This window comes from Rhodococcus sp. 1168, from assembly GCF_002091955.1.
Taxonomy (GTDB): Bacteria; Actinomycetota; Actinomycetes; order Mycobacteriales; family Mycobacteriaceae; genus Rhodococcoides.
The window spans coordinates 5,001-20,234 of sequence record NZ_MKKY01000090.1; the positions used below are offsets into that span (position 1 = coordinate 5,001).

Here is a 15,234-nt window from a genome sequence, read left to right on the forward strand (position 1 = left end):
GCCTTGGTAGGCCATTACCCCACCAACAAGCTGATAGGCCGCGGGCCCATCCTGCACCGATAAATCTTTCCACCCACCCCCATGCGAGAGCAGGTCATATCCGGTATTAGACCCAGTTTCCCAGGCTTATCCCAGAGTGCAGGGCAGATCACCCACGTGTTACTCACCCGTTCGCCGCTCGTGTACCCCGAAGGGCCTTACCGCTCGACTTGCATGTGTTAAGCACGCCGCCAGCGTTCGTCCTGAGCCAGGATCAAACTCTCCGTAAAAGACTCTAGATATCACAGCCGAAGCTGCTAATCAGTCAAAGACATAAGAGCCAAATCACTAGCAAAAAAACTCAACTAGCTATAAAACAACACCCAACCATAACCACCACAAGCGGATGATCATCGACATCGGATGCTTTCACCAAATATAAAATTCGGCACTGACATTCATCGACACACTGTTAAGTTCTCAAAGAACACGCACACACCACACACCACACGAAAACAATGTTCTCGCAGCGCCTGGGGCAACCGTTCCAGCCTATCCCAGCTTGGTCTCGGATGCAAAGATCCGACTCTTGGGGGATATTCTGTTTACTACAAGCCATTGAGACGAACTTTGTACAACCTCGTTTTCCCTGTCCGTGAAGACCGGGTCGGTGTCCGTGTCGCTCTGACTCGACAAAAGTTACGCGAGAGTGGACCCCTAAGCAAATCGCCTGCTCACGGGTGCTTGGCCTCGCATCGGCCCAGCTCAGAGGTCGGTAGAAACTGCCGCGCCCCCCAATTGAGCGACCTTCGCCGATTGTGACGCCCGACATAGTGTGCATCTGCGCCGTCGAGACGGATTGCGGACGTCCCTGGGCGCCTGGAATCAGGCATCGCGACAGCGGGTGAACTACTACTCCTGCATACGTACCCATCGGCACCTGAACTGCTTCGGCGACCATCTCGCCGTCGCTCGCTCTTCGGACCGCCGGCCGTAGTCACTCGCTAGCGGAGCACACACCTCTGCACCATCGCGTCTGTGACTGATGCACGTAAGGACCCACCCGCGGCCGATGATCAGCACAAAGCCCACTCGCTTCCTACGGTTCGATACCGAAGACAAGGTGGCGGGATGTCGGAACCATGAGCGAGCACCCCTTCAAGCGAGGAGTGCTGTAGTCGGCCCCTCGTCGAGCAAGGCTTGAAAACTCACAGTGGAGACAGTGGAATTTCCCAGCCCGGCGAAGAAGATATCTCCTGTACCGGATCCGCGCGCGGTCACCGGCCACACACCGCGGCCGCCCACTCCCGAACTGCTACAGCGCCTGGTGCGTGGACGTCGCCGCTCTTGTCGATCACACCAGGCGGACACCCCATGCAACTTCGAGCGAGGAGGGGCGCATCGCACAGTGCCAGAGTGCCCGAAACATCCTCTGGCACTGCCGAATCCAGCAGATTCAAACCCCACTGACCAATCGGCTGGCCGCGTTCGGCGCAGATACGCCGTACCTCGACCTCACCGGTGTTTCTTCGCCCCAAGCGGTCGACCCACACCTGGCTCCCGGACTACTTCACGGGATATCTGGCACCACGTGCCCCAGCGCTCTGATCGTCTGGGGCACCGATCTCGCCCTGAACCAGCGGCCTGGAGACCTCTACTGCAAAAGTTCCGTCACCGACGGCTCGGATTCTTCGCTCACACGCTCTATGTTCCCGCCGAGGTCGGTCAGGTTCTCGACGAACTTCGGATATCCACGGTCTATGTGGAAGACGTCGTGAACTTCGGTGACGCCATCGGCACACAAACCAGCCAGCACCAAGCCTGCTCCTGCCCTGATGTCCGAGGACCACACCGGGGCGCTGGACAGCTGAGGCACACCGCGAACGACCGCATGATGCCCATCTGTTCTTGCATCGGCCCCCAACCGGATCATCTCTTCGACAAAGCGGAAACGCGCCTCGAACACGTTCTCGGTGATCATCGACGTGCCGTTCGCTACAGCGGCCAATCCGATCGCCATGGGCTGCAGATCCGTCGGGAAACCGGGGAAGGGCAAGGTCGCAAAATTGACGGCTGTCGGACGCTCGTGTTGAACGACGCGGAATCCGTCGACCTCCAGGCTTATTTCGGATCCCGCGGAGCGCAGCTTGTCGAGGACAAGGGAGAGGTGCTTGGGGTTGACACCACGAACACGGACATCGCCGCGCGTCATGGCCGCAGCAATACCCCAGGTAGCCGCCACGATGCGATCGCCGATAACTCGATGAGTCGTCGGCTTCAAGGACTCGACACCCTTGATCGTCAAAGTGGAGGTGCCAGCGCCCGATACCTGAGCCCCCATGTTGTTGAGCATGTTGCACACATCGACGATGTCCGGTTCACGGGCGGCGTTGTCGATGACGGTTTCACCCTTGGCAAGTACAGCGGCCATCAAAATGTTCTCGGTAGCCCCGACCGAGGGAAAGGCCAGGCGAATGTTGGCCCCGCGTAGCTCGTCGGCCTCTGCCACTACACAACCGTGCTGGATTTCGCTGTGCGCGCCGAGCAAACGGAGACCGGATTGATGCATGTCGAGGGGGCGCGAACCGATCGCATCGCCACCGGGGAGAGCAACCACCGCACGCTTGCACCGAGCGACCAGCGGCCCCAACACGCAGACCGATGCCCTGAACTGTTTGACTGCTGGAAAATCTGCATGATATTTCGGCTCTGCCGGCGTGGTGACGTGTACGACCGAACCCTCGAGTACAACCTCGCAGCCCAGGCCTCGCAAAACCTCGCCCATCAGGGGAACATCGAGTATGTCGGGACAATTGGTGATGGTGCTCGTACCCTCGGCCAACAAGGTCGCCGCCATCAACTTGAGCACGCTGTTCTTCGCACCGCCGACAGACACCTCGCCGACGAGTCGGTTTCCTCCGGATACCAAAAAGCGTTCGCTCACGGTTCAACAGCGTAGCCGGGCCTGTCTCCCCCACTGGAGCGGTACCGTTGCTCCATGGCTGTGCACTTGACCCGTATCTACACTCGCACCGGTGACGACGGGACAACCGGACTGAGCGACTTCTCCCGTGTCACCAAGAACGACCCCCGCCTCGTTGCCTACGCCGACTGCGACGAAACCAACGCAAGCCTCGGAGTGGTTCTGGCACTTGGGAATCCGCCGGAGAACATCGTCAAGGTCATTCGAACGATTCAAAGCGATCTGTTCGACGCGGGCGCTGATCTATCCACACCTGTCGTCGCGGAACCCAAATACCCACCGTTGCGTATCGATCAGTCGTACATCGACAGATTGGAACAGTGGTGCGACGAGTTCAATGAAGAACTGGAGCCGTTGACGTCGTTCATACTCCCAGGTGGAACACCTCTCGGAGCGCTACTGCACACGGCTCGGACGGTCGCTCGACGCGCCGAACGGGCTGCATGGGCCGCTGTCGACGCGAGTCCCGAGGACACCAGCACGTTGCCGTCCAAATACTTGAACAGGCTTTCCGATCTACTGTTCATCCTCAGTAGGTATGCCAATCCCGGCGGCGATGTTCAGTGGGTTCCGGGAGCCTCGCGCTCTACCGGCGAGTGATCAGGGTCGAACGCCATCGGGGAATCACACTGCCGGCCGTCCGCGCTGTGATCTTCCTGAGGGACGCGACTCCAGCCACGACATGAAAGCGGTCCGCGCGCCGCGGTCCAGGGCGATCTCGAAGTGGCGGCCGGCGTCGGACAGCTCCAGCACAGCGATCTCGTCACTCATGATGTCGAATTCGTTCTCGCGGGGCTTACGCCGCTCGCCGACCTCGATGCCCTGACGGGTCAACTTGTGGTCCGGCCCCGGACGCAAGCTCGAGAGTTTGAAGAACACTACGGTGTTGTCGCCGTACCGGATGACGCCATGTCGCCATCCGCTTCCCCCCGAAGAGGGCTTCACGCGCATGATCGCGGCGGTTCCGCCTCCGCGAACGATGTACAGGCGATACAGGAAAGCCGCGACGATTGCTGCGAGCAGCGCAATCAGAATGATCAGAACAATCACTCCGATGCGCATTTCGCAGACTCCGTCGCGGCTTCTCGTTGATCTAGGCGCGCTCAGCAGCGCGAATTCGGCCCTTCGCGATTGCGAGGGCTTCCTTGTCGTCGCCGCCTGCGTCGAGCACCGAGCGAGCTGCATCTACGTCGATGTCCTGAGCGAAGTCCGCAGACTCCGCCAGCACGGTGACGGTTTTTCCAGTGACCGACAAGAATCCGCCGTGCACAGCAGCGACGATCTTCTCTCCGTCGGTCGTGGTGATGGACACGGTCCCGGCCTCGACCAGCTGGCCCAATACGGGCTCGTGCCCCACCATGATCCCGATCTCGCCTTCCGTGGTCTGAGCGCTCACCAGGGTCGCGTTACCGGACCACAGTTTCTGCTCGACCGCGACGAGTGAAACCTCCATGCCGTTCGTTTCCGAAGAAGTCACGTCGGGCTACTTTCCGGCCATCTTCTTGGCTGCTGCCTCGACGTCGTCGAGACCACCACAGCTGTTGAAGGCCTGCTCGGGAAGGTGGTCGTACTCGCCCTTGGTGACCTTGTCGAACGCCTCGATGGTGTCGGTCAACGACACGACCGATCCGGCCTCACCGGTGAACTTCTCGGCAACGATGAAGTTCTGACCGAGGAACTTCTGGATACGGCGCGCGCGGCCGACCAGAACCTTGTCCTCTTCCTGAAGCTCGTCCATACCGAGGATCGCGATAATGTCCTGCAGTTCCTTGTACTTCTGCAGGATCCGCTTGACCTCGTTGGCGACGCGGAAGTGCTCTGCGCCGACAATGCTGGGCTCGAGGATTCGCGACGTGGAGCTCAGCGGGTCCACAGCGGGGTAGATACCCATCTGGGAAATCGGACGCGAAAGCTCGGTCGTTGCGTCGAGGTGCGCGAACGTCGTGGCGGGAGCCGGGTCGGTGTAGTCGTCGGCGGGAACGTAGATCGCCTGCAGTGAGGTGATCGACCGTCCACGGGTCGAGGTGATGCGCTCCTGGAGCTCACCCATCTCGTCCGCCAGAGTCGGCTGGTAACCCACGGCGGAAGGCATACGGCCCAGGAGGGTCGACACCTCCGAACCTGCCTGTGTGAAACGGAAGATGTTGTCGATGAACAGGAGAACGTCCTGTCCCTGAACATCGCGGAAGTACTCCGCCATGGTCAGTGCCGACAGCGCGACGCGCATACGCGTGCCCGGCGGCTCGTCCATCTGGCCGAAGACAAGGGCGGTGTCCTGAAGGACGCCCATCTCTTCCATCTCGAGGTAGAGGTCGGTTCCCTCACGGGTGCGCTCACCGACGCCCGCGAACACTGATGTACCCGAGAATTCGCGAGCGATACGGGTAATCATCTCCTGAATGAGAACCGTCTTGCCCACGCCTGCTCCGCCGAACAGGCCGATCTTGCCGCCCTTGACGTACGGGGTGAGAAGGTCGATGACCTTGATACCGGTCTCGAGGATCTCGGTCTTGCCTTCGAGTTGATCGAAGGCTGGTGGCTTGCGGTGGATGCCCCACTGCTCGCCGTCGCGGCCGAGACCCGGTGTGTCGAGGCAGTCACCGAGTGCGTTGAAGACGTGGCCCTTGACGACGTCGCCGACAGGAACCGAGATCGGCTTGCCGGTGTCGGTGACCGAGGTTCCACGAACCAGGCCGTCGGTCGGCTGCATCGAGATGGTGCGGACCAGGTTGTCACCGAGGTGCTGAGCAACCTCGAGTGTCAGGGTCTTTGCCACCGTCGGCAGGGTGATCTCTGCGTGGAGAGCGTTGAACAGGGCGGGGATGGCGCCGCGCGGGAACTCGACGTCCACAACGGGGCCGATGACCCGAACGACACGGCCGGACTGCGTGTCCGCTCCGCTCGCGTTCTCTTGGGCTACTGCTGCGGTCATTGCTTAGTCACTTCCTGCGCTGTCAGCCAACGCGTTAGCGCCACCGACGATTTCGCTGATTTCCTGGGTGATCTGGGCCTGCCGAGCCTGGTTAGCCTGACGGCTGAGAGTCTCGACCAATTCGTTCGCGTTGTCCGTCGCGGCCTTCATAGCTGTGCGGCGCGCAGCCGACTCGGACGCAGCCGCATCGAGCAGCGAGGAGTAGATCCTCGTGCTGATGTACTTCGGCAGCAGAGCCGACAGAAGCGTTCCTGCCTCTGGCTCGAAGTCGTACTGGGCCTGGACATCGGACGCAGACGGAGAGTCGGTGAGTGCATCCGCACCCATTTCGATTTCTTCGTCCGTGTACGAGACCTCCAGCGGAGCCATCCGACGCACCTCGGGCTTTTGCGTCAGCATCGACACGAAACGTGTGTAGACAATGTGCAATTCGTCGACACCTTCGATGGTGCCTTCACCGTTCGGCGCATCGACTTCGTTGCCAGAACCTGCCATGAAGAGCTCGACCAGATGCTTACTGGCCTTGGCTGCGTCGGCGTAACCGGGCTCCTGTGAGAAGCCCGTCCATGCTGCCTTCACATCGCGCTCACGGAAGGTGTAGTAACCGAGCCCTTTCGCACCGAGCACGTAGATGACTGGATCCTTGCCCTCTTTGCGGAGAAGCTGGAAAAGCTCTTCCGCTTCCTTGAGGACGTTGGAGTTGTAGCCACCACACATTCCACGGTCGCTGGTAACAACCAGAACCGCAGCCCGCTTCGGCTCGGGACGCTCGTTCAGTAGCGGGTGGTCCAGCGAACCGGACGCACTCGCCAAAGCCGAGAGCACATTGGTGATCTCCTCCGCGTACGGCTTCGACGCCGCAACGCGGGCCTGCGCCTTGATGATTCGCGATGTCGCGATCAATTCTTGCGCTTTGGTGATCTTCTTGGTCGAGTTGACCGACTTGATCCGGGAACGCAGCTCGAGAATGCTTGCCATCTAGCTGTTCACGCTCCCTTCTCTACTCGTGAGAACACTGATCATGTCGCTGACCTACTTGCTGACTGTCTTGCGAGTGACGTTGACCTGTTCCTGGTTAACCTCGTCGGCGTTCAGCGTGTCCGCTTCTGCCTCGTTGACCACCCGGTTGCCCTCGGAATCCAGGAAGCCTGACTTGAACTTCTCGGTTGCCTCGGTCAGAGCCTTCTGCGCGTCATCGTCGAGAGCCTTACCGCCGGCAATGCTCTCGTAGACGCCACCGGCGTTGCGGTGCAGGTCTTCGAGCAGTTCGGTCTCGAACCGGCGTACGTCGGCGACCGGCACGGAGTCGAATGCACCCTGACCAGCGAGCCAGATCGAGACGATCTGATCTTCGACGGCGACCGGGGAGTACTGATCCTGCTTGAGCAGTTCGACCAGACGAGCGCCACGCTCGAGCTGCGCCTTGGAGGCGGAGTCGAGGTCGGAAGCGAAAGCCGAGAAGGCTTCGAGCTCACGGAACTGAGCGAGCTCGAGACGCAGCGAACCGGAGACCTTCTTCATGCCCTTGGTCTGCGCAGCGCCACCGACACGAGAGACGGAGATGCCGACGTTGATGGCCGGCCGAACACCCTTGTTGAACAGGTCGGACTCGAGGAAGACCTGACCGTCGGTGATCGAAATGACGTTGGTCGGGATGTATGCCGAGACGTCGTTGGCCTTGGTTTCGATGATCGGCAATGCCGTCAGCGAACCGCCACCCAGTTCGTCGGACAGCTTCGCCGAGCGTTCCAGCAAACGGGAGTGCAAGTAGAAGACGTCACCGGGGTATGCCTCACGGCCCGGCGGGCGACGCAGCAGCAGCGAGATGGCACGGTATGCCTCGGCCTGCTTGGTCAGGTCGTCGAACACGATCAGAACGTGCTTACCCTGGTACATCCAGTGCTGGCCGATGGCCGAGCCGGTGTACGGAGCAAGCCACTTGAAACCGGCAGAGTCGGATGCAGGAGCCGCGACGATTGTCGTGTACTCGAGCGCTCCGCGCTCCTCGAGAGCAGCCTTGACGCCTGCAATCGTGGAACCCTTCTGACCGATGGCGACATAGATGCAGCGAACCTGCTTGTTCTCGTCGCCGCTCTCCCAGTTGGCCTTCTGGTTCAGAATCGCGTCGATGCAGACCGCAGTTTTGCCGGTCTTGCGGTCACCGATGATGAGCTGGCGCTGTCCACGGCCGATCGGGGTCATCGCGTCGATGGCCTTGATTCCGGTCTGGAGCGGCTCTTCGACGGGCTGACGCTCGAGCACCGAGGCTGCCTGCAGCTCGAGAGCGCGAGTCTCGCTGGATTCGATGTCCCCGAGGCCGTCGATAGGCTGTCCGAGAGGGTTGACAACGCGACCGAGGTAGCCGTCGCCGACGGGGACGGAAAGAACGTCACCGGTCCGCTTGACTTCCTGGCCCTCTTCGATGTGCTCGTAGTCACCGAGGATGACGGCACCGATTTCGGTGGCGTCGAGGTTGAGCGCAACACCGAGCACTCCACCGGGGAATTCGAGCAGCTCGTTGGACATAGCCGACGGCAGTCCCGACACATGGGCGATTCCGTCGCTCGTGTCAGTAACCGTGCCGACCTCCTCGCGGGAGGACTCCGGTGAGTAGCTCGCGGTGAAGTTCTCGATCGCGCTACGGATCTCGTCGGAGGAGATCGTCAGCTCCGCCATATTTTTTCCTGCTCTTCCTTAAATGATCGCGGTGTCCAAGGCTTCGAATTTTCGAAGCTCTTCTTATCGGACTGTGGTGTCCGTAATCGGACTACTTGAGTGTCTTTCGCAATGCAGCGAGGCGGCCTGCCCCACTACCGTCGATGACCTCGTCGCCTATCCGGACCACGAGTCCGCTGAGCAGTTCGGTATCGACCTCGACATGAACGGTGACCGGCTTGCCGTAGGTCCGGGTCAGCGTCGCGGTCAGCTTTTCGAGCTGACTGTCATTGAGTGGAGCCGCACTGGAGACGTGCGCAACGATTTGGTTGCGCACCTGCGCGGCAAGTCCTGCCAGCTGATCGAAAGCGTCGGCGGGCGCCGCTTTGCGGAGTCGACCGACGGACTGGAGCGCCAACGCCTCGGTAACTGCTGTCACCTTGCCGTAGAGCAGGCGTCCGAGAAGTTCGCGTTTCGCGTGAACAGGCTTGCCGAGATCCGACAGGTTCTGTTCGAGCACGGGGTTGGCTGCCACGATCCGACCCAGCCGGAACAATTCGTCCTCGACCGTATCGAGCTGATCCTGATCTGCTGCGGCGCGAAGCAGAGCTTCACGTCCCAGTTCGACCAAAGAATTCAGCAGATCCGATGGCTTGGACCAGCTGTCCGAAACAGCACTCACGAGAATCTTCGTGGTGGTCTCGGACACCTTGCCTGCGAACAGTTGCTCAGCGAGCGCGCTGCGGCGATCGGCCGAAACCGACGCATCCGCAAGCGCGGTACGCAACGTGCGCTGCCCGTCGAGCGTCTCCACGACTGCGAAGAGCTCGGCACCCGTCTGCGCGGCAGCAGCAGTTGCAACTCCTGCCGACGCAGAACCCAGTGCATCGTTCGCAACCGAACGCGTGCGGGCAAGAGCCTCACGAGAAGTTGCGTACATGGTTATCTCACTTTCCGGCTGCAGAGTCAGCGGTGACGGAGTCGAGCTCGCTCAGGAAACGGTCGATCGAGCCTGCTCGCTTCGCCTCGTCGGACAACTGCTCTCCGATGACCTTCTCAGCGAGCTCTACTGCTGTGCGTCCGAGATCGCTTCGAAGTTCCGTGACGATCTGCTGACGCTGAGCAACGAGCTGATTGTGGCCTGCGGCCACGATCCGGTCGCTCTCTTCCTGCGCCTTCGTCTTCATTTCAGCGAGGATCGCCTGGCCCTGGGTGCGCGCTTCCTCACGGATTTGCGCAGCCTCGGAACGAGCCTCGGCGAGCTGTGCGTTGTAGTGCTCGAGTGCTGCCTTGGCCTCGGCCTGAGCCTCTTCGGCCTTCTTGATGCCGCCTTCGATCAGATCTCCGCGCTCGGTCAAGACCTTCTGGAAACTCGGAAGAATGTACTTCCAGAAGATGAAGCCGATGATGGCGATGCAGATCGCAGACCAAACAATGTCGTATGTCGCGGGGAGCAGAGGATTGATGTCCTCTTCGGCCTCCGCGGCCAAGATTGCGATGTTGGTTGCCATGTGGGGATTAACCGAACAGGAAGCCGGCGACGATACCGATCAGCGCGAGCGCTTCGGTGAATGCGATGCCGAGGAACATGTTGGTACGGATGGTGCCCTGCAGTTCGGGCTGGCGTGCGATGCCCTCGATGGCCTTACCGACCACGATGCCGATACCGATACCAGGTCCGATCGCGGCGAGACCGTAACCGATTGCACCGTATCCAGCGCCGGTCACCGTGCTGGTCGTTTCCTGTGCCAGGTACGCGAGGCTCATTAGAATTCCGTTCCCTTTCTGTTGCCCACTCGCCGGACGGCGCGTGGGTCAGGTCTAGCTAGTGGTGGATCAGTGTGAATCTGCGTGCAACGCAAGGTCGATGTACACGGCTGTCAGCAGCGCGAAAATGTACGCCTGCAAGCCGATGACCAAGAGTTCGAAGAGAGTGAAGCCGAAACCTGCGGTCAGCGAGAAAATACCGAAGATCTTCATTCCCGCTGCGGCCTGGAAGAAAAAGAACTGAGTCGCGCTGAAGAACAGCACGAGCATGAGGTGGCCGGCAAGCATATTGGCCATAAGACGAACAGTCAGCGTGAACGGCCGCAGGATGAAGGTGGAGATGAACTCGACCGGCACCAGAACGAAGTGCAGCGCGAGGGGCACATCCGGAACCACGATGCTGCTCTTGACGTACTTGAACAACCCGTACTTCTTGATACCGACGTAGTTGAACGCCACGTACGCGATCAAAGCCAGAACCAGTGGCATACCGATTCGAGCGTTGGGCGAGATGTTCAGGAACGGAATCACCGACGAGAGGTTCATGAACAGAACCGCAAAGAAGATGGTCATGATGATGGGCGCGAACCGTTTGCCCTGCTCTTTACCGAGAATCTCGTCGCAAATCTGCTCTTTGACGAAACTGAGACCGTACTCGACGACGTTCTGCAGCCCACGAGGAACGATTTTGGGGCTTCTCATGGCGACCGCGAACAACACTACGAGCACGAGGCTCATCAGGATGCGGATAAGCATCAGCCGGTCGAGTTCGAAGGGGGTCCCTTCGAACAACACGGCGGGAGGAAAGAAGTCGGATATAGACGGCGGATGGAACTCCGCAGCCAGGTTGGTGACGCTCAGCGGTCTCTCCCGTGTTCGGGCCGCAGACTGCTAAGACTGCGGTTCGATCGGACATTGACGATCTATCAAGTCGACGATATCGGCTCGAGGTCGTCAGCAGCTGAGGCCTTGTCTTCACCGGCCAGCGTCTGTCGGGTGTCGGCGACTCACGTCGACTCGGCAGCTTGTCGAGCGCGTCTTGAAACTGCTCACGCGCTTTCGGCTACCTGTAAAGATTGTCGTGCTTGCGAAATGCCCTCTTCGCAGCAGTTCAACCCTCACTTGGTCGGAACTTTATCAACCCAACTACGACGTTGTGTAGGTGGGGCTCTTCTTGACCGATTACGACACAGTGTCGTACTACGTTCAGTCGGACTCGTGCTCGTCGTGCTGTTCGTCCACGTACGGCGCTTTGGTACGGACGACACCGTAGACCTCCGCCCCCAAAACGAGTACCAACGCCGCCACCACGACGAGTGCCAGCGACTTCTCACTGTAGAAGTCCATGTCCTTGAGCACCCCGAGAACGACGATCGCCAGCAACATCTTTACCAGCCACCCGCCCAGGAGAACCGCGCCGACCATCGTCGGCGGGAACTTGGATGTCAAGGCAATGGACAGGGCCGTGGTCAGAATGAACCCGCCGCCGAGGGCCGCGCCGATGAGCGCACCCCACAATCCTGGCAGCCCTGCGAAGAGGGTAGCGACGATCGCGCCGAGAACAGTCAGCACAACCAAACCGATGACGCCGTAGCGGACGGCAGAACGCATCGCGTCGGATTGATCGGGCACGGGCGCAGGAGAGAAGCTCACAGACGCACAGACTACCCAGCACAATCGCTCGTCAGGACCGACGGCCTCGTCGACTGCTGTTCCTTGTACGTCTTCGCTCGCGTGCCATGTCGATTCGGACGGTCGGCACGACGGTCACCACCAGTGCGAATACCAGACCCGCCGCCACGAGCAACACGACGATTCTTCGATCGATCAGTGACGACCCGACTGCGCCGAAGGCCAGGACCCCGACCCACAGATAGATAACCAGCACCACGCGGCGATGGGAGTGACCGATCTGCAGCAAACGGTGATGCAGGTGCATCTTGTCCGGGCTGAAGGGGCTGCGTCCGGCGCGTGTTCTTCGCACGACGGCGAGAAGAAGGTCCAGCATCGGGATGAACATGATGGCGCCGACGAGGAGGAGTGGAGTAAGAAGTCCGACCAGGTCCCGCGGCCCGTAGGCGTTCAGCGGGATACGGCCGGAGGCACTGGTCGATACCGTGGCCAGCATCAGCCCGATCAGCATCGAGCCCGAGTCACCCATGAAGATCCGCGCCGGCTGAAAGTTGTGTGGCAGGAAACCGAGGCAGGCACCAGCCAATGCGGCAGCTATCACCGCCGGTGGGTAGACGCCGACATCTCCCCCTTGCTCGTTGAGCAGCCCTACGGAGAAGATACAAATTGCCACCGAGGCGATCAGCCCAAGGCCTGCAGCGAGGCCGTCGAGGCCGTCGACAAAGTTCATCGCGTTGACCATCACCACGGTGACGAGCACCGTGACCAGACCCGCCTGCAGTTGGTCGAGCACGACGGTGAAGCCGCCGTCCGACCAGGGCACATAGATGATGTACCAGCTCACGCCCATCACGACGAGCACACCGGCTGCGGTGACCTGGCCGACGAATTTGGTGAGTGCGTCCAGGCCCCAACGATCGTCGATGACTCCGACCCCGACGATCACGAAGCCGGCGACGAGCGCAGCGGGGATGTCCTGGGTGTACCCGAAACCGCGTGTAAGCGCCGGGAGTTGGGATGCGAACAGCAACGCGACCAGCATTCCGAGATACATGCCGGTCCCACCGAGTCTCGGTGTCGGAACGACATGGACGTCACGCTCACGTGGTGCCGCAACCGCGCCGAACTTGTTCGCCAGCACCCGGACGCCGCCGGTCGCAAGAAAAGTCACGACCGCAGCGGTCAGACACACCAACAGCAATTCACGGATGGGGACGCCGGCGCCCTGGTTTGCCTGGGCCAGCACGTCGTAGGGTGCACCCACGGCGACGACATTCATGCGCGAGAATAGGCCGGCTTGCGTGAGACGAGGTCGGCGACCTCGGCCTTCACAGCGGCAATCTCACGATCACCGACGACCGTCCCCTGTTCTGCGCGGACCGCGCGTGCGACGAGCTTTCCGACGACGGCCATCTCGGACGTGTCGAAACCCTGCGTCGTGACCGCGGCCGATCCGACCCGGATACCGGATGCCACCGCAGGCGGGGCAGGGTCGAAGGGAATCGTGTTTTTGTTGAGCGTTATCCCCGCTGCCTCACACCGCGATTCCGCGCTGCGGCCATCGATCCCGAGACCTTGCAGATCCAGGAGCGCGAGGTGGGTATCCGTTCCGCCGGACACCGTGCGCATTCCGGACTCGACGAGCGAGTTGGACAAGGCTTGGGCGTTGGCGACGACGTTCAGCGCATAGTTGCGGTAGCTCGGCGTCGCAGCCTCGGCGAACGCCACAGCCTTTGCCGCGATGGTGTGCATGAGCGGTCCGCCCTGGCTGAACGGGAAGACTGCTTTGTCGATGGCACGAGCATGCTCGGCACGGCACATCAGCATGCCGCCGCGAGGACCGCGCAGAACCTTGTGGGTAGTGGCGGACACGACATCGGCAAACGGAACCGGAGACGGAATGGCCTGGCCCGCAACGAGACCGATGAAGTGAGCCGCATCGACCCATAGGATGGCACCGACCTCGTCTGCGATCGAACGAAAAGTAGCGAAGTCGATGAGGCGTGAGTACGCCGTAGCTCCGGCAACGATGATCTTGGGACGATGCACCAACGCCAGATCTCGTACTTCGTCGTAATCGATCAGCTCGGTGTCTTTCCGAACGTGATAGGGAACGGGGCTGAACCACTTGCCCGAGAAGCTGACTTTCGAACCGTGCGTGAGGTGTCCGCCGTGAGGCAAGCTCATCGCCAGGACCGCGTCGCCCGGTTTCGCGAACGCCGCGTACACAGCAAGGTTCGCATTTGCACCCGAGTGTGGCTGAACGTTGACATGGTCGGCATCGAACAATGCCTTGGCCCGATCGACAGCGAGGTTCTCGGCGCGATCGACCATCTCGCAACCGCCGTAATACCGGTGTCCGGGATACCCCTCGGCGTACTTGTTGCTGAGAATGCTTCCCTGCGCAGCCATCACTGCCGGGCTCGTCAAATTTTCACTGGCGATGAGCTGCAGTCCACCGCGGACCCGCTCCAGTTCACCGAGCAGGACATCGGCGATCTCCGGGTCCTCCGCGTGCAATTCGGCGAAATCCGGGCCGTAGAAAGGCGTCTCACTCATGCATCGGCACTCCCCCGCAGCAGACTCTCGACAGGCACGCCGAGAACCTCCGCGACAGCCGCTGCAGAGATAGCGCCCTCCCTCAAGATCCTCGGTGTCTCGGAGGTCAAATCGACGATGGTGGAGGCGACAGCATGCTCGGCCGGACCACCGTCGAGGTAGACCGCAGCCGATCCACCGAGCTGATCACGTGCCTCGCCGACAGTGGTGGCCGGGGGTTGGCCGGAGATGTTCGCACTCGAGACAGCCAGCGGTCCCACCTCGCGCAGCAATTCGAGGGCGACAGGGTGCAGCGGCATCCTGAGCATGACCGTTCCCCGCGAATCTCCCAGATCCCACGCCAATGAAGGAGCTTGCTGGACGACGAGACTCAGCGCCCCGGGCCAAAAGGCCTTGATCAGGTCGCGCGTCCTTGGGCGTACACCGGTCACCAGTCCGTCGATGGTGCTCCAGGATCCGACGAGAACAGGAACTGGCATGTCGCGTCCTCGTCCCTTGGCGCGCAGCAAATCGGTGACAGCACTGCTGTCGAATGCATCGGCACCGAGTCCGTACAGGGTGTCGGTAGGCATCACGACCAGACGACCTGACTTGAGGGCGCCTCTGGCTGCGGTCAATCCGGCCGCGCGGGAGTCGGCTTGCTGGCAGTCGTAGACAGTGCTCACCCCTCTATCCTGTCACTGCGTTCCGGTCACAGTTTCCCGAGCCTCACCCTGCGCATCTCACA

At 61.0% G+C, this 15,234-nt stretch carries 15 protein-coding genes and 1 rRNA gene (1 of these 16 cut by a window edge); 1 reads left to right on the forward strand and 15 read right to left on the reverse strand.

Features of this window, described 5'->3' with window-relative positions; genetic code table 11:
- Window positions 1-269, reverse strand: a 16S ribosomal RNA gene (locus BJI47_RS20375) (it extends 1,249 nt beyond the left edge of the window).
- 1,364 nt (window positions 270-1,633) lie between these two features.
- Window positions 1,634-2,923 carry a UDP-N-acetylglucosamine 1-carboxyvinyltransferase gene (murA, locus tag BJI47_RS20380; protein WP_088945454.1) on the reverse strand — a complete coding sequence of 430 codons (1,290 nt, stop codon included), beginning with the start codon at window positions 2,921-2,923 and terminating at the stop codon, window positions 1,634-1,636.
- Window positions 2,924-2,977: 54 nt separating this feature from the next.
- Between murA and BJI47_RS20385 the strand changes: the two genes are divergently transcribed.
- On the forward strand, window positions 2,978-3,562 hold the full coding sequence (locus BJI47_RS20385; RefSeq protein WP_088945455.1) for a cob(I)yrinic acid a,c-diamide adenosyltransferase: 585 nt from the start codon (window positions 2,978-2,980) through the stop codon (window positions 3,560-3,562).
- Window positions 3,563-3,586: 24 nt separating this feature from the next.
- Here BJI47_RS20385 and BJI47_RS20390 read toward each other — a convergent pair whose 3' ends face one another.
- The 13 genes from BJI47_RS20390 to BJI47_RS20455 all read right to left on the reverse strand — a co-directional run bounded on the left by BJI47_RS20390 (window position 3,587) and on the right by BJI47_RS20455 (window position 15,172).
- Window positions 3,587-4,024 carry a DUF2550 domain-containing protein gene (locus tag BJI47_RS20390; protein ID WP_088945456.1) on the reverse strand — a complete coding sequence of 146 codons (438 nt, stop codon included), beginning with the start codon at window positions 4,022-4,024 and terminating at the stop codon, window positions 3,587-3,589.
- Window positions 4,025-4,055: 31 nt separating this feature from the next.
- Window positions 4,056-4,415 (reverse strand): F0F1 ATP synthase subunit epsilon, encoded by a 360-nt coding sequence (locus BJI47_RS20395; RefSeq protein WP_088945457.1) that lies wholly within the window; start codon window positions 4,413-4,415, stop codon window positions 4,056-4,058.
- Between the two features lie 30 nt (window positions 4,416-4,445).
- Window positions 4,446-5,894, reverse strand: coding sequence for a F0F1 ATP synthase subunit beta (gene atpD / locus BJI47_RS20400; protein ID WP_084346425.1), 1,449 nt, complete (start codon window positions 5,892-5,894; stop codon window positions 4,446-4,448).
- A 3-nt stretch (window positions 5,895-5,897) separates the two neighbouring features.
- A complete protein-coding gene (locus BJI47_RS20405) occupies window positions 5,898-6,872 on the reverse strand; it encodes a F0F1 ATP synthase subunit gamma (RefSeq protein ID WP_088945458.1) in 975 nt (324 codons plus the stop codon).
- A 54-nt stretch (window positions 6,873-6,926) separates the two neighbouring features.
- Window positions 6,927-8,570, reverse strand: a complete 1,644-nt coding sequence (gene atpA / locus BJI47_RS20410) for a F0F1 ATP synthase subunit alpha (RefSeq protein ID WP_088945459.1) — start codon at window positions 8,568-8,570, stop codon at window positions 6,927-6,929.
- 91 nt (window positions 8,571-8,661) lie between these two features.
- The gene (locus tag BJI47_RS20415) at window positions 8,662-9,489 is read right to left on the reverse strand and encodes a F0F1 ATP synthase subunit delta (protein WP_088945460.1); all 828 of its coding nucleotides are present in this window, start codon (window positions 9,487-9,489) and stop codon (window positions 8,662-8,664) included.
- A gap of 7 nt (window positions 9,490-9,496) precedes the next feature.
- The gene (locus BJI47_RS20420) at window positions 9,497-10,060 is read right to left on the reverse strand and encodes a F0F1 ATP synthase subunit B (RefSeq protein ID WP_084346429.1); all 564 of its coding nucleotides are present in this window, start codon (window positions 10,058-10,060) and stop codon (window positions 9,497-9,499) included.
- 7 nt (window positions 10,061-10,067) lie between these two features.
- Complete coding sequence (locus BJI47_RS20425) at window positions 10,068-10,316, reverse strand: ATP synthase F0 subunit C (RefSeq protein ID WP_084346430.1); 249 nt, start codon at window positions 10,314-10,316, stop codon at window positions 10,068-10,070.
- 69 nt (window positions 10,317-10,385) lie between these two features.
- Window positions 10,386-11,162 (reverse strand): F0F1 ATP synthase subunit A, encoded by a 777-nt coding sequence (gene atpB / locus BJI47_RS20430; RefSeq protein WP_176224990.1) that lies wholly within the window; start codon window positions 11,160-11,162, stop codon window positions 10,386-10,388.
- A gap of 360 nt (window positions 11,163-11,522) precedes the next feature.
- Window positions 11,523-11,927, reverse strand: coding sequence for a hypothetical protein (locus BJI47_RS20440; protein WP_254900722.1), 405 nt, complete (start codon window positions 11,925-11,927; stop codon window positions 11,523-11,525).
- 73 nt (window positions 11,928-12,000) lie between these two features.
- Entirely contained in the window at window positions 12,001-13,227 is a 1,227-nt protein-coding gene (locus BJI47_RS20445; protein WP_088945462.1) for a glycosyltransferase family 4 protein, read from the reverse strand.
- Window positions 13,224-14,507 (reverse strand): serine hydroxymethyltransferase, encoded by a 1,284-nt coding sequence (gene glyA, locus BJI47_RS20450; protein ID WP_088945463.1) that lies wholly within the window; start codon window positions 14,505-14,507, stop codon window positions 13,224-13,226. Before glyA ends, BJI47_RS20445 begins: the two co-directional genes overlap by 4 nt.
- Window positions 14,504-15,172: an L-threonylcarbamoyladenylate synthase gene (locus BJI47_RS20455; RefSeq protein ID WP_088945464.1), complete on the reverse strand. Its 669-nt coding sequence runs from the start codon at window positions 15,170-15,172 to the stop codon at window positions 14,504-14,506. Before BJI47_RS20455 ends, glyA begins: the two co-directional genes overlap by 4 nt.
- Window positions 15,173-15,234: the final 62 nt, after the last annotated feature.

What these genes read in the sequence shown, in the direction of transcription:
- BJI47_RS20385 (WP_088945455.1), top strand. Translation starts at nt 2,978, where the DNA reads ATGGCTGTGCACTTGACCCGTATCTACACTCGCACCGGTGACGACGGG.
- BJI47_RS20390 (WP_088945456.1), bottom strand. Translation starts at nt 4,024, where the DNA reads ATGCGCATCGGAGTGATTGTTCTGATCATTCTGATTGCGCTGCTCGCA.
- BJI47_RS20395 (WP_088945457.1), bottom strand. Translation starts at nt 4,415, where the DNA reads ATGGAGGTTTCACTCGTCGCGGTCGAGCAGAAACTGTGGTCCGGTAAC.
- atpD (WP_084346425.1), bottom strand. Translation starts at nt 5,894, where the DNA reads ATGACCGCAGCAGTAGCCCAAGAGAACGCGAGCGGAGCGGACACGCAG.
- BJI47_RS20405 (WP_088945458.1), bottom strand. Translation starts at nt 6,872, where the DNA reads ATGGCAAGCATTCTCGAGCTGCGTTCCCGGATCAAGTCGGTCAACTCG.
- atpA (WP_088945459.1), bottom strand. Translation starts at nt 8,570, where the DNA reads ATGGCGGAGCTGACGATCTCCTCCGACGAGATCCGTAGCGCGATCGAG.
- BJI47_RS20415 (WP_088945460.1), bottom strand. Translation starts at nt 9,489, where the DNA reads ATGTACGCAACTTCTCGTGAGGCTCTTGCCCGCACGCGTTCGGTTGCG.
- BJI47_RS20420 (WP_084346429.1), bottom strand. Translation starts at nt 10,060, where the DNA reads ATGGCAACCAACATCGCAATCTTGGCCGCGGAGGCCGAAGAGGACATC.
- BJI47_RS20425 (WP_084346430.1), bottom strand. Translation starts at nt 10,316, where the DNA reads ATGAGCCTCGCGTACCTGGCACAGGAAACGACCAGCACGGTGACCGGC.
- BJI47_RS20440 (WP_254900722.1), bottom strand. Translation starts at nt 11,927, where the DNA reads ATGCGTTCTGCCGTCCGCTACGGCGTCATCGGTTTGGTTGTGCTGACT.
- BJI47_RS20445 (WP_088945462.1), bottom strand. Translation starts at nt 13,227, where the DNA reads ATGAATGTCGTCGCCGTGGGTGCACCCTACGACGTGCTGGCCCAGGCA.
- glyA (WP_088945463.1), bottom strand. Translation starts at nt 14,507, where the DNA reads ATGAGTGAGACGCCTTTCTACGGCCCGGATTTCGCCGAATTGCACGCG.